The following is an 18556-nucleotide window of genomic DNA, read 5'->3' on the forward strand; positions in this document are numbered from 1 at the left end:
AGTTATTTAATCGGCTGCTGGATATTGGCAACACAGCGAACAGAATATAAGCGATATTTTGACTTACTTTCATCATTTGGAATAGGTAAGGCTTTACTTCTAGCTATATTAAAACCATCAGCCATCATTAAGTTATCAGCTCCCATTGCTAGAGTACCTCGTAAAACCTTTTCAGTACCTGTTTTTGGTCCTGTTGGGTTATTGCTAGGTGAGTGTTTGTAATAATCTTTATCGTACCAATCATTCATCCATTCATAATTATTAGTAACAAGATCATAAAAACCTAAAGGGTTTGGTGGTGTTTGACCTATAACCGGAATATTCGCGACAGTTTGTAAGTCATGTAAATGTCTGTAGTTATCATATTGATCTAATCCCCATAGGTTTTTCTTTGGTTCTACTTTACCTGTATTTGTTGCAAATAAAGTATATTGTCCTTTATTTCGGGCTACATATTCCCATTGCGCTTCAGTAGGTAAGTCCATCGGTGTACCTACTTGTTGCCCAAGCCACTGACAGTATTCTTTGGCTTGTTGCCAAGCCATACCAGTTGCTACTTCGTGAGCAATATTTGAACCATAACGTTTATTATCCGTACTCGCAGGTTGTCCAGTAGCTTCAGTAAAAGTATTAAAGTCCTCTAAGGTGGTCTTATAAGCATTCATATTAAAACTACTCAGTGTAACTTTATGAAGTGTTTTATTATCGGCCCCTGGAGAGAATGGTTGGTTACTAGGTTTTTCAGTATTACCCTTCGGGTTCTTCACTGCCATACTGTTTGGAACCATTTTTTCTAATTCTGGAGTTACTAGTCCAAAGTCACCCATTAGGTAGCTACCACCTTCAACAAAGATCATATTCTTTTTGGTTTTCTCAACCAATTTCTGAATTTTTTGTTGAAGTTCTGGTGAGGGCTTTGATGACTTATGATTTGTTTCAGTAGATTTAGCACAAGCGCTTAAAGCAAAACTTGAAAATAAAACAACAGCTATATTCCGTTTCATCATTTTTTAGGAAATCATTAGGTTGAATATTGATGAAACTATTTTAGTGAGAGACTTGAAAGATATAAAGAGCGGTTTTGTTATTCAACTTAGCGAATAATCATTATAGTTTATGAAGAATCAAAATGAACTCAGATACTTTATAAGTGAAAATAGATTAGATGCTCTTTGGGGAGAGAAATCAGGTATGAACCAATTGGGTAGTTAAAAGAGAGATTTATAATTCCTAATGATATATTTACAAAAAACAAACTTAAATTTTTTATTCTATTTTTTTGATAATTTGTCTAAAAGCATGCTTAGGGCAGGGTGTGGCACTTTTTAACCTTTAACCAGAAAATTGAATTTATATAAATAAGCATAATAGATAGACAGATTAGTCTTGACAAGTTTTATGTTTTTTGCACTTTAATTTTTGCTTTACGTTTTGATGATGTGTTCATAACCAAATAGAAATATCTTCTGGTTAATATAAACTTAAATATTGTTAAGCAAATGTTTCATAAAAACTAAATGAATGATATTTATGATAATTTATTAATTAGTTTTAATTTTTATTTAATATATAAAAATCAACAACTTATTTTTAATTACAAAAAATAACAATATTATATTTTTATAAGAATAACTTTATTAAGCTATATTTTATAACCATCTTAACTATTTACTTTTAGTTTAAGTTGATATGATTTTTATATAAAATATGTTTGTTTATATGATAAACTGCGCGTAAATTTTTTGAATATAAGGTTTTTAGACTGATTTTTTAATGTTTTATCAATATTAACTTTTCAGTAAAGCCTTGAATAAATAAGAAAACAGAGGAATGAAAGTTGTGTTGAAACGAAGTATTTTGATACTTTCTCTGACTGGAAACATTATCGGTCTATCAGGTGCTCATGCAGCAGAACCTGAGCCTGTAAAACTTAAAAAAAGTTGTATTAAAAAAAATCCTTTAGCAGAAGGTCAGAATGACCCTGAGCTATTGAATATTTTTAAACAAGTTTGTGATAGTGATAATACGACTCAAAAAAATGATTTATTAGCTAAAGCAGCTATGCGCTTTTATCAAACCAATCAACCAGTTAAAGCATTAAATTTGGCAAGTCAATTGCAAAGTCAAAATATACGCGGTTCATTAATAACAGATGTTTTATTTTTATCTGGTGTAAGCATTGCAAATAACTCTTTGCAGCAAATGCGAAGTCAGGAAATGCGTTATTTAAGCAATGATGTAACTTATCCACCCGCTAAACAATTAATTGAAAATATCCATACTTCAATGCCTGCGCCAGATACTTCAAATGTTAAGGCGGCTACAGAAGGTGGCTCAGTTGATAATGAAAGAAGAAGTTATAGAAAACAAACTGTAACCCGCAACAGAGTTACAGCTTCCAGAGCAGCAACAAAACGAGTAGCAACTCCAGCAAAAGCAACTGCGGTTAAACCAAAAACTGCCCCTGTAGCCAATGTTAATAAATCAAAAAGTTCGCCTTTTGACCCTTTAATTAAATAATCAGGAATAGAATCTTATGGCTAAGAGAGAAAGCGTACAAAAGAAGCTTCAGCGAATTCGACCTCCACGTGTTCAGCTTACATATGATGTCGAAATTGGTGATGCAAAAGAAGCGAAGGAACTACCATTTGTTGTTGGTGTGATGGGTGATTTTTCGGCAGCTTCTGAGCTTGAACGTACAAAATTAAAAGATAAAAAATTCATTAATGTCGATTTAGATAATATTGATGAAGTTATGGAGTCATTGTCTCCAAGAGCTGCTTTTCAAGTAGATAATACGCTGACTGAAGAGGGTGGAAGAATTGCAGTTGATTTAACATTTAAGTCAATGGAAGATTTTCGCCCAGAAAATGTTGTTCAACAGGTTGACCCATTAAAGAAACTTGTTGAAGCACGTGAGCGTTTAACAGATTTAAGAAATAAGATTTCTAACAGTGAGCGTTTAGAAGACTTACTTGATGAAGTGCTTAAGAGTACTGATCAAATCCGTAAATTAAGTGCGGAGGCTGATCATGAATAATGCTCAATCGGCAGCAATGCCTCTTGCTGAAAATGAACAAGTTAATCTTCTAGACTCGATTGTTGAAGAGAGTCGTATTGCTCGAAATGAAGAAGAACATTCGCGTGCAAAAAGCTTAATAGGTGAACTTGCCAAAGAAGTAATGGCAGGCACAATTACAGTTTCTGAAAATATGACTTTATCAATCGATAAGCGTATTGCGGAAATTGATGCACTGATTTCAAATCAATTAAGTCAGATCATGCACAATGAGCAATTCCAAAAGATTGAGTCAACTTGGCGTGGTCTTTACTACTTCTGTCAAGAAACACCTTCTAATCCCCTCATTAAAATTCGTATGTTGAATACGACTAAAAAAGAGCTGGTTAAAGATTTTCAAGGTGCTACAGACTTTGATCAAAGTACTTTGTTCAAAAAAATCTATGAAGAAGAATATGGATCTTTTGGTGGTGCACCATATTCAGCACTGATTGGTGATTTTGAATTTGACCGTACACCTTCTGATATGTATTTGCTTGAGCAAATCTCTCATGTTGCTGCAGCGGCACATGCACCGTTTATTTCGGCGGCTAGTCCAAGCATTCTTGGTCTTGAATCATTTACAGATATTGACCGCCCTAGAGATGTGTCGAAAATCTTTGAAACAGCTGAATATGTTCAATGGCGTTCATTCCGTGACAGTGAAGATGCTCGTTATGTCGCTTTAACCTTGCCGCATGTGCTTGGTCGTCTTCCTTATCATCCAAAGGAAGGAACTGCTACAGAAGGGTTTAATTTTGCTGAAGATGTTTCGGGTGCAAACCATAACGAATATTTGTGGATGAATGCTGCTTATGCTTTCGGTACTCGTTTAACAAATGCATTTGATATGCATGGTTGGTGTGCTGCAATTCGTGGTGTTGAAGGCGGTGGTTTAGTAGAAGGCTTACCTGTTCATACGTTTAAAACACAAGATGGCGAAGTGGTATTCAAGTGCCCAACAGAAATTGCGATTACTGATCGCCGTGAAAAAGAATTAAGCGATTTGGGCTTTATTCCTTTAGTGCATTGTAAGAATACCGATTACGCTGCTTTCTTTGGCGCGCAATCAACTCAAAAACCTAAAAAATATGACAATGATACAGCAAATGCTAACTCTGCTTTATCAAGTCAAATTCAGTACATCATGGCCGTTTCACGTATTGCTCATTATTTAAAAGCAATGATGAGAGACAAAGTGGGTAGCTTTGCTTCTGCTGGAAATGTTGAAGCATTCTTAAATGAGTGGTTGTCACAGTATGTATTACTTGATGATGGCGCTTCTCAAGAAGCGAAAGCTCAATACCCTCTGCGCGAAGCGTCTGTAAAAGTTGTAGAAGATCCTGCTCAACCAGGTCACTACAAATCTGTGGTTTTCTTGCGACCACACTTCCAGCTGGATGAGTTGTCAGTTTCTTTGCGACTTGTTACTGAGTTACCTCAGTCCTCAAATTAATAAAGGTCAGCGAAAGAATAACTTTAAATTACAAATAGGAAAGTTCTAAATGAAAGATATATACGTTGAGTTTCGCGGTAAATATAAAGTTGATGGCGAGTCTCGTGACTCTGAGCACAAAGGCTGGTTAGAAGTTAACTCTTGGTCTCACAACATTCGTCAACCTAAATCTGCTACTTCAAGTAGTGTTGGTGGCCATACTGCTGAACGTGTTGAACATTCAGATATGCTTTTTATTAAAGACTTAGATGCAACTAGCCCGAAATTATGGGAAGCATGTTCAGCTGGTTATACATTTGATGAAGTACAAATTGATTTTTATCGTGCAAATGGCGATAAACGTATCAAGTACTTACAAATTAAATTGAAGCATGTTCTAGTTTCTAGTGTAACTCCAACTGTTAACGAAGAAGGTGTTCCAACTGAAGCGTTTGGTTTGAAATACGCAGCTGTTGAGTGGACTTATAACCAACAAGATATTAACGGTACTGCTAAAGGTGCTGTTACTAAGAAATGGTCACTTTCTAATAATACTGCTTCTTACGCAGCATAATTATCTAAGTGAATATTTGGTGGAGGCTGACATAAAGTTAGCCTCTGCTGTCTTTAAGCATGCTTGTTGTGAACTCGAATGAATTTAGATCGGCTTTATCCATACGGATTTCGTTCAACTTTGTTTGATCGCTTAATTCCTGAAAGTGAAGATTATGCAAAGGGTCTTTCTATTCAGCAGTTAAGAGAATCGGTAGCAAAAGATTTAGAAGACTTGCTGAATAGTCGAGTCGCTAAATTGGATCATGTGGTCGATGATTATCCGCTAGTTAAAAAATCTATACTTCAGTTCGGGATTATTGATTTTGTGGGGCTTTCTACAGCCAATCCGCTAGATCGAGACAAGATTTGCCAATCCATTGAACAATCAATAGCAGCTCATGAACCTAGATTAAGACAAATACGGGTAGAGATGTTGTTGGATGGACATAATATGGGGGCACTATGTTTAAGTATTCAGGCTTATCTAAATATTCATCCACTGTATGAACCTGTCGTTTTTGATGCATTGCTAAAACCGACAACGCAGCAATATGTAATTTCAGCGAGAACCTAAGCGTAGTGGGTGTGTTGTGATAGAAGAGCTTTTACCGTTTTACGAAAAACAACTACAAGAATTTGGTCAGCAATCTCGTGAATTTTCACAAAAATATCCGAAAATTGCTCAGCGTTTATCTTTAAATCAAGAGCAAATTGATGATCCGCATATTGAGCGTCTTATACAGGCGTTTTCATTAATTGCTGCCCGCATTGATAAAAAGCTTGCTGATAGTTATGACGTATTTACGCGCTCTCTATTTGAGGTGATGTTCCCTCAATACTTACGTCACTTTCCTGCTTGTTCGGTGGTAAGTTTCGAAGATATAAATAAGATAAAGCAGCTCACAGAAGCGCATATTGTTCCTGCACACACCGTCTTAAAGTCGCGTAGTTTCAAAGGGGTTCAGTGTGAGTTTAACACTACACAAGAAGTTAAATTACTCCCGATAAGTTTGCAAGCGCTAGAGTTTAAAAGCACACCTAGTGCACATATGCATTTAAGTCAAAATGCGACTTTAAATTTTAAATTCGAAATTTTTAACAATGCTCATCTATGTTTAAAAGATGAAAAACTACCTATTTATTTAGATGCGATTTCTAATTTTCCACTTCAAGTGCTAGACAGCATTTTTAAGAAGGGGACAACTTTTGCTATTAAAATAGGGCAGAAAGTTGTTGAGCTGAATAAAAATCCATTTGAATTAACTGGCTTTACAGAGCAAGAAAGTCTATTGCCTCTTGATCAGCATACTCATCATGCCTATCGATTACTGATGGAATATTTTTGTTTTCCTGAAAAATTTAATTATCTAAAACTCGATTTAAGTTTTTTAAAGCTTCTATCTTTAGAAGAGAGTAGTTTTGAGCTACTTATACATTTTAAATTAAATTTAAATGATCAAGCTGTAGTCCGAAATTATTCTGAATTAAATGTCGCTAACTTTAAATTGTTTACTACACCCGTCATTAATTTATTTGAAAAATACGCTGAACCTCAAAAAATTGTACACAAGCAATTAGAATACCCACTGATTACAGACGCACATCATCCTGAGTTTTATCAAGTCTATTCAATCACTGAAATGAATATGGTGCGTGAAAAAACTAGTCACGAAGAAAGCTATGTTCCAGTACTGCCTTTTTTTGCGATGAGCCACTATCATTCTGACACGGCACGTTTTTTCTATTCGGTGAATTATCAAAAGCTACAACCCAATTTCGTCGAAATGGGTTATTCAATTATTTCTAAAAATTTAAATCCTTCTTCAACACGTTCGGATTTTATTAGCACTAAACTATTATGCTCAAATCGTGACTTACCACATGAAGCATTAGGACAGTCCAATAATATATTAAATCTAAATGATAGTAGTTTGGCTCGCCGTGCCATTGTTTTAAAAAGACCTACAAAACCTTATCAATTTGGTCAAAGCCAGAGTGAGCAGTGGCGTGTTATTTCGCATCTTTCATTAAATAGTTTAGCTTTAATGAAAGGTGATGCGGTATCCCATATTAAAGAGTTACTTGCGTTATACAATTTACCATTATCAAAAGAAAATTATTTAATTATTGAATCAATTAAGCATCTTGAATTTTCACTTACTCACAAACTTGTAGATGGAAAGCCATTTCCAATGTTTGTAAGAGGGGTGAAGGCCGAGTTGCAAATTGATTCATCGGTATTTAGAGGGCATAGCCTATACATTTTTAGCCAATTGTTAAGTCGTGTTTTTAATTTAAAGGTTCAAATTAATAGTTTCGTTGATTTGGTCGTTAAGGATTATTCATCTCAGCAGGAGTTATACCAATGCAGTCAGAACGTTGGTGGCAAGACTCTTCTATAACAGCTGAGCTCTTTACAAAGCCAAAGTCTTTTGAATTTATCCAAGCAACACGGCTATTAAGACACGATTCAAGTCGCACAGTTAGTACATCTTGGAGTGATCATTTTAAGTTTGAGACATCCTTTAATTTAAATTTTCCTGCTACAGAAATTGAAAATTTAGAATTAACGGACGAGCGGATTTATATCACGAATTTAATTGTTGGTCTTACGGGCATACAAGGCGCTCTGCCTTATACATATACGAATAAGATTAAGCAGGCCCCGCGTCAGCAAAGAGCTGAAACTAAAGAGTTTCTGAGCTTATTTAACCATAAGCTTACTGCTCAATATGTAGAGTCGAGCATTACCTATAATTTGCCGATTCGATATGAGATCGAGCATAAAAATGATTATCTCGATATTTTGCATGCATTAAATGGCTATGTACGATCACAACATCAGCAAACAGAGCTTGATGATTATTTTGCAGAGTTTTCAGGATTAATGCAGGGCCAGAACAATACAGTTCATGCATTAAAAACGATGTTGTCTTGTATTTTTAAACATGAAATTACGATTAAAGAATTTATACAAGAATCTTTTAAGTTAGCGAGTGACCAGTTAACGACTTTAGGTGGAGCTCAGCCGAGTCTACTTGGTGTTAATACTTTTTGTGGTGAAACTATTCAGCAAATTGATGGGAAAATTGAAATTCAAATTGGACCATTAAAGCGTCAGCAATATCTCAGTTTCTTACCAAATAAAGAATTAAGTTTAAAACTAAAAAAAATTGTAGAAACTTGGTGTAGTCCAACTTTATCAATAGATCTTCGACTCGTATTAGATGAGTCAGAAATACAACCTATTTGCCTCACTCACAATAATGTGAGTGGTTTGGGGCAAGGTTCTTTTCTTATATCACGAGAACCGAAAGTACATAGTCATGAAACTTGCTATAGCCTTATTGGAGAGCGAATATGATTAAAAAAATATTACTCTCGTTCATCGCTATTTTTGCATTAGTTAGTGGATTTATTATTTTCTACTGGCGTGATGTTCAATATAACCCTGATAAGGGTGATTTTTTCCTTTATTTCCTACTATTACCAGCAATTATTACTTTGGTGATTTTATCACCATGGTTAATTTATAGTGCTTATAAAAATTATAAAGAAAAGAAAGAACAAGCTATAAATCAAGATAAAGGTGATGCTAACCAAAAACAAACTGCGGTAACCGATGCACCACTCGAACAGCTAGATTTTAATCTTTACTCTTCTTTTGCTGTACATGCACTCGGTGAGAATGAAAACATTATTGAGCAGCTACAAAACTTTAAAAGTCCAGAGCTGGATGATCAACTGTTAAATTCTTACGGATTGCCTCTTTTATCTTATCGTATTAAAGACTTGGATGAAGATAATCATGAGGAGAGCGAATATGCTTCTCCACGACAAGTTCGTATGATGTTATTAATAAAACAGCAATTAGAACAAAATATAGAAAACTTATATCTTCTTGCAGAGCATTTAAAACGTTCGACTTTATTTTATGAATCACAACAAGCCCGTGAATATCATATGCATCCGGCATGGGTTGATCCCGAGTCTGAATATGATGATGTTCAAATGCCGATAGTAGAAGTTTATCGTTTAAATCGCTTAAATCTACATATCCTTCTTTCTGAAGATTTATTACATATCTGGAATGATGAACAAAGTAATGAATTAATTTTAGAGTTTTTTGCTGAGATCGGCATTCCTGCTCAAAAGATCCATATTGAATATCATTTTTTTGGAGAGCAACTGGCTTACCAAGAACTGATACACCTATTAAAGGGTATTCATAAAAGGGAGCATGAGATGTTCTTTTTGCTCGTCGCCGATTCCGAAATTGATCAGGATCTAGTCGATGAAAAGTCTTGGATAATTAAAGATTATATTCCTGCTGAATTTGCAGCAAGCTGTTTACTTGCTGATCCTTTAGTAAAAATTCAAGAATTAGAACCTACAAAAAATCTAAAAGTTGTTGTAGGCCAACAAGATACGGCAAAGCTTTTTACTAATTTTGAATTTCATGATTTACCTCAGCATGAAGGTGAGGAACCTTATGTGCTGATATTGTCAGATCAGACCGATATAAAAGTTTCGAAGAAATTGCAGCAACACTTTCTTCAAACACCTGTAGAACCCCATCACTATATTTATGTGAAATCTTCATTAGGGCATACCCAACATTTAGCTGATATTTATGGCTTTATGCTGAGCATGCATTTCCCTGAACATATCATTCCTTTTGTCTTTGGTGAAAATACAGTGTCAGCACATACATTTGTGCAAAGTGTCACTGAAAATTCAGAAGATGATGTGATGGTGTTGAATAACTAATTTAAACTTTGGACTTAGAACGAGAATAGAATGCATACAATTTTAGGCTACTTGTGGCAGTACATCACGAATCCTAAAGCAATTATCGCCTTGTCATTGTTCGTGGCATTGATGTCTTCATATACTTCAATTCCTCGTCATATATTCTGGGCTTTAGCAACTGCCTATGCTTTGGGTCTTATTGTTTATGGTATCTATTGGCTTATTCAACGAAGAAAGCATGCTGCTCAAGGTGAAGAGTTAGCTGAAGCAATTGAAAAAGATAACCAAGCTGAATATGGCAAAAATAAAGATAAAGAAGAGCTTCAGCTTGTTAGTCAACAAATGAAAGAATCAATTCAACTGATTCGTAAATCTAAGTTGGGTGATAAAAAAGGCAATGCTGCACTATATGAGCTTCCTTGGTACATGGTTATTGGTAACCCGGCAGCAGGTAAAAGTTCGGCTATTTATAACTCTGGTTTAAAGTTTCCATTTGAAGAAACGCATCAGAAAATGGTATCTGCTGGCCTAAGTGGTACTCGAAATTGTGACTGGTTCTTCTCTACAGAAGGTATTTTGCTCGATACAGCAGGTCGTTATTCTGTTTATAGTGAAGACCATTCTGAGTGGTTAGGTTTCTTAAATATTTTAAAGAAGAACCGCTCTAAAGCGCCGGTCAATGGTTTGATTCTAATTGTTAGTATTGCTGAGCTCATTAGTCAAAGTCCTGAAAACTCATTAAAGCTTGCTAAAAACTTACGTGCACGTATTCAAGATCTAACTGAACGTTTAGAAGTTGTTGTGCCTGTTTATTTAGTCTTTTCAAAGATGGATTTAATTGCAGGTTTTACTGAATTTTTTGAGTTTTACGAAGCTCAAGAATACAACCAAGCTTGGGGAGCAACGCTTCCATATGAGCAGAGTTCTTCTCATAACGCGGTAGATTTGTTCGAAAAACATTACACCATTCTTTATGATGGTCTAAAAGGGGTAAGTTCGACTCATTTGAGTCGCCGTCATTCGCAAAATATCTCACCAAGTGTAATGACCTTCCCATTAGAATTTAAAACATTAAAACCCGCTTTAAAAAGCTTTATCGGTACACTTTTTGAAGATAATCCATATCAATTTCAACCTGTTTTCCGTGGGTTTTACTTCACCAGTGCTTTACAGGAAGGTGTGATTGAAAGTCCAATGACGGAACAAATTGCACAAGAATTCCAGCTCACACAGGTTGCTCAAAGTGATTCAAAAGATCATTCAAAAATTACTCCTAACCATGGCTATTTCTTAAATGGTCTATTTTCAGATGTTATTTTAAAAGATAAAGACCTTGTTAAGCAGCACGTAAATACGGGTAGAAAACGTCAGCGTTATATTGCATTTATTGGTGCTTTGGCAGGCGTTTCAATTATTCTTGGCGTATGGGTTTGGTCTTATCGTAATAACCAACAATTAATTGGCGAAGTTCAAGCAGATCTAAATAAAGTAGTTCAATTAGAAAGAGCTTCTGGTCAGCAATTGTCTACCCAATTAGAAGCTTTACTTATTCTTCAAAGACGTTTACAGCAGTTAGATGAGTTTGACGAAAATAGACCACTTAAGTTTAGTTTTGGTTTATATCAGGGCAATGAGCTTCGTGAAAAGCTAAAAGCCGAATATTTAAAAGGTGTTAAGCAAATTGTATTGACACCGACACAGCAAAATATTGCTCAATATTTGCAACGCGTAAAAAATAATGAAGTGACATTAAAAGCGAATCATACGAATGTGGAGATCAAGCAAACCGCTCAGACTCAACAATATTTAGAACCTTCAGATACAAATCCTCAAGATGCTTATAATGCATTAAAAGCTTATTTAATGATGAGTAATCCACAATATATGGATGCAAGTCATCTGAGTGATCAGGTTACACGTTTCTGGCGTTCTTGGTTAGACGCAAATAAAGGCCAAATGCCACGTGCAGATATGATTCAGGAAGCTGAACAAATCTTGTCATACGCAATGACTTTAGCGAATGATAAACAGTTCCCAATTTTAGATGCAGATTCGCAAATTGTGGATCAAACACGTCAAGTATTGCTCTCTGTTGTTCGAGGAATGCCTGCGCGTGATCGTGTTTATAACGAAATAAAAATGCGTGCTGCGGTACGTTTCCCTGCGTTGACTGTAAGTCAGATTGTGGGTGAGGCTAATAAAAATGTTGTATTAGGTAGTTATGCGTTGCCTGGCGTATTTACCCAAAAGGCATGGAATGACTATGTAGAAAAAGCAATTGAAGAAGCGGCAGATAAGCCAACAGATAGTAAAGATTGGGTGCTAAATAGTCGTCAATCTGATGATTTAACTTTCTCTGGCAGCCCAGAGCAAATTAGAAAGCAACTGACAGCACTCTATAAGCAAGAATACATTGCGGAATGGAGAAAATTCTTAAGTGGTATTCATTATGCTAAAGCTGGCCAATTTGCTCAGCAAGTAAAAAATATTGATGTTTTAGGTGAGCCACAGAACTCTCCAATTAGAACATTAATTGAAAGAGTGGCAATTGAAACAAACTGGGATAATCCAGTTGTACAAGCTGAGTTGGCAGCTCCACAAAAAGGATTTGTTGCATGGTTTAAACGTAAGGTTTTAAATCATGATGATAAGACTGCTAATCAAGTAGCAACTAATGCTCAGGGCGCTATTTCTCAAGAATATCAAATGTTCTATCAGTTGGTTCGCAAACGCGATGATCAACAAGGTAAATCATTGCTTGATGAATATATGACAAATTTAGCCCTAGTTCGTAGCAAGTTTAATGAGCTTAAGAATGCAGGGGAAGTTGGGCCTAATGCGATGACATTAGTCAAGCAAACCCTGAATGAGCAAACTTCTGTATTTAACCAGACGCAAAAAATTGTAGATGAAAAAATGGCGGTTGGTTTTAGTGAAATTGATCAGCGATTACTACAAAAATTAGTAGTTAGTCCACTGACACAGGCTTTCGAGAGCTTAATTACGCCGACACAAGACGAAATTAATAAATTATGGGTCATGCAGGCGTATCAGCCATTTACAGCAAATCTTGCTAAGAAATATCCATTTAATTCATCAGCTTCTTTGCAGGCGACAAGTAGTGAAATTGGACAAATCTTAGGTGAAAACGGCAGCATTTCTCGTTTTGTAAAAGAAAATCTTGATCCATTTGTTATTCGTCGTGGTTATACATTAACGTCTAAGACATGGAAGGATTTAGGAATTAGTTTAAATCCTCAATTCGTCATGAATTTCCAAAGATACGTTACTCCATCTAATGGTATGGCAACAGGTGAGTTGAATAGTCAAGCTCCTGCTGCACCTGCAACTAATCAATCTAACTTCCAGTTCTACCCAATTCCGAATCCACAATTGCTTTCATATACCGTGGATATTGATGGTCAGCGCATGACTTATGAGAACGGTGTGCAACAGTGGGTGAACTTCATTTGGCCAAATCAAGGCAGTATTCCAGGTGCTCGTATTACCGCTGTGGATTTACAAGGTCAAACGCATACGATTTTTGATGAGCCGGGTGAATACGGTATTAACCGCTTAATTGATAGTGCTCAGCGTAAAGAACAAAATGGCGGATTTGAAATGCTTTGGCGTAGTAAAACTGATCCATCATTAGTTGTAAAAATGAATTTCCGTCTGATCAGCAGTAATTCAGGCAGTATTGGTTCAAGCCGTGGTTATGCCGGTATGCAACTAGTGGATAAAGTGACTGCAGATAAAGCTGCTCGTGTAGTGTCTGCTCAGCAGGCGCCAGCTCAAGCAGCTGCTCCAGCAAAAACAGAAAATCCTGTTTCAGCACTTGCTCAGCCTTCTGCGGGAGTTAAACCATGACATGGAAAATAACCTCTATGCGAAAGGAGGAGCAATAATGCAGACATTAAAAACAACGCCTTTGTATTACGGCAAAAGTCCTGCACGAGGCGACTTTTTAAAAACAAAAGGTCAGAATGCTCTAATACAGTTGCTTGATCAGTGGATTACTGAAGCATTGGAATACGCAATGCAATCGGGCAGCTTTAAAGAAGCTTATAATACGTTGCCTTCACTGGATTTCTTTATTGCAAATCCGAAAGAAAATATGTTTTTAGCGGCTAACCTTCTCGCAAGTGAAGATAGTTCGGGTCGATCTTTTCCAATGGTACTCAGCCATTTATTAGAAATTGATTTACCGTATGATAATTTGCTATATGCACCTTATAGCTATAAACATGTACTCGTTGATTTATTCCAAAACAATCGTACTTTAAAAGGAATTAAAGATTCAGATCTATTACTTGGAAAATTAGGTCACTTACAAAATCAAATTCAGGTTTTAACTGAACGAGAGTGTGTAGGTTTCTATGAAAATCATACGATGCATTCATTTGCTCAGTTAATGAAGTTAAGTATTTATGAATTAGCGCAAAGTATGATTGGGCTAGGATTATTACTTCAGCCAATTTTACAAAATGGAACCAGTCGCTTAAATAAAGTTTTAATTTTGCCTATTAATAATCCTGCTTACAGTTATGAAATAGCAGCCTTTTGGGTCAGTATTATTTGTCGCTTTTTAAAGGAACATAATACTGAGGTGTTGATAGGTTTGTTACATCGAGAGCAACCTGTATTATTCTTCGGCTTTCAAGGGGCTGATATTTTAGCCTTGAGCGATATTTTTACTCAGAATATGGATAGTAAACATTGGGTTTCTTTAATAGAAGCTCAATGGATTGATACTTATTTGGAACAAAATGCTGGTTTAGCTACGCTAGAACAATCATTATGCCAACGCCAATTAAGTTTAAATCAAGGCTTAAAACTATTTAGACAGACTTTTTTGGGTGAATAATAATGAATCAACGATATCAAACTAAACTTTCACAGCTCATAAAAGGCTGTTTTATCTATGCGATTGCTAATTATGCTTTGGCTCAGCCTATTGTTGTAGAAGGTGTGGTTCCTAACGAGGCGAGTAAACAGACTATCTTATTAAAAATGCAGTCTGTTTATGGTGCCGATCAGGTTGTAGATAAAATACAAGTAAGACCCGTAGCCGCTCCAAATGGATGGAGTGACTCGGTAACTCGAGTGATTACCCCTGATCTTAAAAAGGTTTCACAAGGGAAATTAAGTGTAAATGGTACTAGGTTTGAGTTGAGTGGAAAAATGCTGAATCCAGCAGATATTCAGCCTACAATTCAGTCTTTTCAAGGGTTAGTACAGCCACCATATCAACTGTATTCGCAATTATCAGTCAATCAGGCTGAGCAGAAAATCATTGATGATGCACTTAAAAATCGAATTATTGAGTTTGAATCTGGTAGCGCAGTTTTAACTGAAGCAGGCCAAAAAATTCTAGATGAGATGGTTGTTGCTTTAAACAAAGTAGGCGGCAAAAGAGTCAAAATCGTGGGACATACAGATAGTTCAGGTGATGCGACTAAAAACTTAAAACTTAGCCAAGACCGTGCATTAGCAGTTAAAAACTATTTGATTAGCAAGAGTATTCCTGCCGACCATTTATCTACAGAAGGTTTAGGTTCATCTAAGCCAGTTGCAGATAACACTTCTCCGGAAGGAAGAAAGAAAAACCGTCGGATTGAGTTTACTGTTCTATAAATATAAGGAGAAGAACATGGCTAGCCCTTACATTACGATTGGATGCCCAACCACTGGTGGAGGGCAAGTCATTTCAGGAAACAGTACATTTTTAATTGATGGAATTGCAATTGCTTGTGTAGGAGATAAGGCGACTTGCCCGTTGCACAAAATAGTGGCAACGATTGTATCGGGAGATCCGAATATGCTTGTCATGGGTAAATCAGCGGCGCGTGTAAATGATTCATTATCATGCGGCTGTAAATTATTGCCAAAACAGAGTTTAGTTAATCAAGGATAAGGGTAGAGATATTTTTATATAGATATAAATATCTACTAAAACATATTAACGCTTGAAATGATGAGTAGTTTGTCTGGTAAAGCTGAATTTTGTTAATATACAGGCATTATGATTTTAAGCATTAAATTATTTAAAAATATTGAGAGTAATGATGAGTAATTTAAAAATTTTAATTACAAAACTTTCTACAGTTGCGCGAACTGCTTTAGAAAAATCGGCTAATGCTTGTGTTATTCAACAAAATTACGAAATTGAAATTGAGCATTTATTCTTAGAGTTACTTAATCAATCTTTAGAGAATGATTTAAAGATTTTATTAAAGAAATATAAAATTTCATCTGAAGCTTTAGCTGATGATTTAAAAGAAACAATTTCTCAATTACCGAAAGGTAACTCACGAACTCCTATTTTTGCTAAATCTATTGTTCGTTTGTTTGAACAAGCATGGTTGTTGGCTTCGGCTGAGCAAAATCCAGTTATTCGCAGTGGTCATTTATTAGTGGCGTTATTAACTGCACCTGATTTATATCAAATTGCGACTCGTGCTTCGAGTTTATTTGATCTCTTACCAATTGATTCAATGAAACATAAGTTTCTTGAAATTTGTGAGAAGAGTATTGAACAACAAGATGAAACAAAAGCATCTTCTGGTGAAGCTGAACCAATAGACGCGACTGCAGCAAATACCAAAACTGCTAAAACACCAGCACTTGATCAATATACGATTAATCTCACTGAAAAAGCGAAACAAGGCGGTATAGATCCAGTTATTGGGCGTGAGTATGAAATTCGGTTAATGCTCGATATTTTAATGCGTAGACGCCAAAACAACCCGATCTTAACTGGAGAGCCAGGCGTTGGTAAAACAGCGGTGGTCGAAGGTTTAGCTTTAAAAATTGCTCAAGGTTTAGTGCCTAATGCCCTTAAAAATGTCCATTTACATGTGCTTGATATGGGACTTTTACAAGCAGGTGCAAGTGTTAAAGGCGAATTTGAAAATCGTTTAAAGCAAGTGATTCAAGAGGTTCAAGCCTCGGTTCATCCTATTATTTTATTTATTGATGAAGCGCATACTTTAATTGGTGCAGGTGGACAAGCAGGGCAAAATGATGCTGCAAATCTTTTAAAACCAGCACTTGCACGTGGTGAATTGCGGACGATTGCTGCGACTACTTGGGCAGAATATAAACAATATTTTGAAAAAGATGCTGCATTGAGTCGACGTTTTCAGGTGGTAAAAGTAGAAGAGCCAACCGAAGAAGTTGCGGTAGATATGTTGCGCGCGATGATCCCTGTTATGCAGCAGCATTTTAAATTACAAATTGATGATGAGGCGATCGTTACAGCAGTTCACTCTTCACATCGATATATTAGTGGTCGTCAACTTCCGGATAAAGCAGTTAGTGTTCTTGATACGGCAGCAGCACGTGTTGCGTTGACCCAAAATGCCCAACCTGTAAAGCTTGATCAGTTAAAGGCTCAAGAGCATAACTTAAAGCTTGAACAGCAAATTTTAGAAAATGAACATCGTCAGATTCCAATTCATCATGAACGATTAGAAACTTTAAAAGCTCATTTAGAGTCTTTGCAAAAAGAGATTCATGAAACTGAAGAGCAGTGGAATAAAGAATTAGAACTTGTTCATAAAATTCAGGAATTAGAAGCACAGAATCATTCTAATGAATCTGAAGCTTATGATCAGATTAATCTACTGCGTAAAGATCTTGCTGAAATTCAAGGCCAGCAACCATTAGTATTTGAAAGAGTAAATTCTCAAATCATTAATGAAATTATTTCTGATTGGACCGGAATTCCTGTTGGAAAAATGGTCAATGATGAAATTAAGCAGATATTAACGCTTGAAGATAAATTGGGCGAGCGTGTAATGGGGCAAGATTATGCGCTTACACAATTAGTTCAGGGTATTAAAACTTCAAAAGCAAGACTTGATGATCCTAACAAGCCACAAGGTGTATTTCTTTTGGTGGGCCCAAGTGGTGTCGGTAAAACTGAAACTGCATTAACTTTGGCAAATGAATTATATGGCGGTGAGCAGCATTTAATCACCATCAATATGTCTGAATATCAAGAAGCACATACTGTATCTTCGCTTAAAGGTGCACCTCCTGGATATGTGGGATATGGTCAAGGTGGTGTTTTAACAGAAGCTGTTCGCCGTAACCCTTACAGCGTTGTGTTGCTTGATGAAATTGAAAAAGCACATAGTGATGTTCAGGAACTGTTCTATCAAGTATTTGATAAAGGTACTTTAGAAGATGGCGAAGGACGAGTAATTGACTTTAAAAACACCACTATTTTGTTGACTTCTAATGCTGGTTCAAGCGCGATTATGCAAGCTTGCTTAAATACACCAGTCGAAGACTGGCCGACAGCTGAAGAGTTGATTGACCATTTAAAACCAAGTTTATATAAGCAATTTAAACCTGCATTTTTAGGCCGAATGAGAGTTGTGCCATATTTCCCATTGCATGACGATCTACTTGTACGAATTATTAAACATAAGTTAGGCAAGATTACAGCAAGAATTGAAAAACAATACGGTACACAAGTCCAGTATTCTGAAGATTTGGTAGAGCTACTTTTAAGTCGTTGTACAGAAGTCGATAGTGGTGCGCGTAATGTTGATAATATTTTAAATTCTACGGTGTTACCTGCATTGGCTACAGAAATTTTAGTGGCTTTAGCAGAGCAAAAGTTGCCAAAAATTATCATGATTGATGTTAAAGATGACGAAATTCAATATTTACTAGATCCGGTTGCAAAAGCTGCTAAAAAAAGGACCAGTAAAAAGTTGAAGTCAGAAGTTTAAATTGAATAG

The 18556-nt window shown here is 36.1% G+C and carries 14 protein-coding genes; 13 read left to right on the forward strand and 1 reads right to left on the reverse strand.

Going from position 1 to position 18556, the window contains the following annotated elements:
- Window positions 1-2: 2 nt before the first annotated feature.
- On the reverse strand, window positions 3-1007 hold the full coding sequence (locus ACS125_RS11095; protein ID WP_443272118.1) for a formylglycine-generating enzyme family protein: 1005 nt from the start codon (window positions 1005-1007) through the stop codon (window positions 3-5).
- Between the two features lie 823 nt (window positions 1008-1830).
- Here ACS125_RS11095 and ACS125_RS11100 point away from each other — a divergent pair.
- From ACS125_RS11100 to tssH, 13 genes are all read left to right on the forward strand, one after another.
- Window positions 1831-2520 carry a hypothetical protein gene (locus tag ACS125_RS11100; RefSeq protein ID WP_443272120.1) on the forward strand — a complete coding sequence of 230 codons (690 nt, stop codon included), beginning with the start codon at window positions 1831-1833 and terminating at the stop codon, window positions 2518-2520.
- Window positions 2521-2536: 16 nt separating this feature from the next.
- Window positions 2537-3040 (forward strand): type VI secretion system contractile sheath small subunit, encoded by a 504-nt coding sequence (gene tssB, locus ACS125_RS11105; RefSeq protein ID WP_003651049.1) that lies wholly within the window; start codon window positions 2537-2539, stop codon window positions 3038-3040.
- Window positions 3033-4514, forward strand: a complete 1482-nt coding sequence (gene tssC / locus ACS125_RS11110; RefSeq protein ID WP_004793199.1) for a type VI secretion system contractile sheath large subunit — start codon at window positions 3033-3035, stop codon at window positions 4512-4514. The genes tssB and tssC overlap by 8 nt, the downstream gene beginning before the upstream one ends.
- Window positions 4515-4563: 49 nt before the next feature.
- Window positions 4564-5067: an Hcp family type VI secretion system effector gene (locus ACS125_RS11115; protein WP_003651052.1), complete on the forward strand. Its 504-nt coding sequence runs from the start codon at window positions 4564-4566 to the stop codon at window positions 5065-5067.
- Between the two features lie 78 nt (window positions 5068-5145).
- Entirely contained in the window at window positions 5146-5622 is a 477-nt protein-coding gene (gene tssE, locus ACS125_RS11120) for a type VI secretion system baseplate subunit TssE (protein WP_002048404.1), read from the forward strand.
- A 16-nt stretch (window positions 5623-5638) separates the two neighbouring features.
- Window positions 5639-7450 (forward strand): type VI secretion system baseplate subunit TssF, encoded by a 1812-nt coding sequence (gene tssF / locus ACS125_RS11125; protein ID WP_443272124.1) that lies wholly within the window; start codon window positions 5639-5641, stop codon window positions 7448-7450.
- Window positions 7414-8412 (forward strand): type VI secretion system baseplate subunit TssG, encoded by a 999-nt coding sequence (gene tssG / locus ACS125_RS11130; RefSeq protein WP_443272126.1) that lies wholly within the window; start codon window positions 7414-7416, stop codon window positions 8410-8412. The genes tssF and tssG overlap by 37 nt, the downstream gene beginning before the upstream one ends.
- Window positions 8409-9818 carry a hypothetical protein gene (locus tag ACS125_RS11135; protein WP_443272128.1) on the forward strand — a complete coding sequence of 470 codons (1410 nt, stop codon included), beginning with the start codon at window positions 8409-8411 and terminating at the stop codon, window positions 9816-9818. The genes tssG and ACS125_RS11135 overlap by 4 nt, the downstream gene beginning before the upstream one ends.
- Before the next feature lie 30 nt (window positions 9819-9848).
- Window positions 9849-13670: a type VI secretion system membrane subunit TssM gene (gene tssM, locus ACS125_RS11140; protein WP_443272130.1), complete on the forward strand. Its 3822-nt coding sequence runs from the start codon at window positions 9849-9851 to the stop codon at window positions 13668-13670.
- Window positions 13671-13707: 37 nt separating this feature from the next.
- On the forward strand, window positions 13708-14667 hold the full coding sequence (gene tagF, locus ACS125_RS11145) for a type VI secretion system-associated protein TagF (protein WP_004793188.1): 960 nt from the start codon (window positions 13708-13710) through the stop codon (window positions 14665-14667).
- Window positions 14668-14669: 2 nt separating this feature from the next.
- Window positions 14670-15437, forward strand: coding sequence for an OmpA family protein (locus tag ACS125_RS11150; protein ID WP_443272133.1), 768 nt, complete (start codon window positions 14670-14672; stop codon window positions 15435-15437).
- A 16-nt stretch (window positions 15438-15453) separates the two neighbouring features.
- Entirely contained in the window at window positions 15454-15717 is a 264-nt protein-coding gene (locus ACS125_RS11155) for a PAAR domain-containing protein (RefSeq protein ID WP_005304032.1), read from the forward strand.
- A gap of 148 nt (window positions 15718-15865) precedes the next feature.
- Window positions 15866-18547 (forward strand): type VI secretion system ATPase TssH, encoded by a 2682-nt coding sequence (gene tssH, locus ACS125_RS11160; protein ID WP_312822793.1) that lies wholly within the window; start codon window positions 15866-15868, stop codon window positions 18545-18547.
- The last annotated feature ends 9 nt before the right edge of the window (window positions 18548-18556 follow it).

Origin of the sequence: Acinetobacter sp. PFS20 (genome assembly GCF_052261015.1) — a bacterium.
GTDB lineage: Bacteria > Pseudomonadota > Gammaproteobacteria > Pseudomonadales > Moraxellaceae > Acinetobacter.

Bases quoted from the DNA above. Each gene is read 5' to 3' on its own strand.
- tagF (WP_004793188.1), top strand. From the start codon at position 13,708: ATGCAGACATTAAAAACAACGCCTTTGTATTACGGCAAAAGTCCTGCA.
- ACS125_RS11100 (WP_443272120.1), top strand. From the start codon at position 1,831: ATGAAAGTTGTGTTGAAACGAAGTATTTTGATACTTTCTCTGACTGGA.
- ACS125_RS11095 (WP_443272118.1), bottom strand. From the start codon at position 1,007: ATGATGAAACGGAATATAGCTGTTGTTTTATTTTCAAGTTTTGCTTTA.
- ACS125_RS11135 (WP_443272128.1), top strand. From the start codon at position 8,409: ATGATTAAAAAAATATTACTCTCGTTCATCGCTATTTTTGCATTAGTT.
- ACS125_RS11150 (WP_443272133.1), top strand. From the start codon at position 14,670: ATGAATCAACGATATCAAACTAAACTTTCACAGCTCATAAAAGGCTGT.
- tssG (WP_443272126.1), top strand. From the start codon at position 7,414: ATGCAGTCAGAACGTTGGTGGCAAGACTCTTCTATAACAGCTGAGCTC.
- tssB (WP_003651049.1), top strand. From the start codon at position 2,537: ATGGCTAAGAGAGAAAGCGTACAAAAGAAGCTTCAGCGAATTCGACCT.
- tssM (WP_443272130.1), top strand. From the start codon at position 9,849: ATGCATACAATTTTAGGCTACTTGTGGCAGTACATCACGAATCCTAAA.
- ACS125_RS11155 (WP_005304032.1), top strand. From the start codon at position 15,454: ATGGCTAGCCCTTACATTACGATTGGATGCCCAACCACTGGTGGAGGG.
- tssC (WP_004793199.1), top strand. From the start codon at position 3,033: ATGAATAATGCTCAATCGGCAGCAATGCCTCTTGCTGAAAATGAACAA.
- tssE (WP_002048404.1), top strand. From the start codon at position 5,146: ATGAATTTAGATCGGCTTTATCCATACGGATTTCGTTCAACTTTGTTT.
- ACS125_RS11115 (WP_003651052.1), top strand. From the start codon at position 4,564: ATGAAAGATATATACGTTGAGTTTCGCGGTAAATATAAAGTTGATGGC.
- tssH (WP_312822793.1), top strand. From the start codon at position 15,866: ATGATGAGTAATTTAAAAATTTTAATTACAAAACTTTCTACAGTTGCG.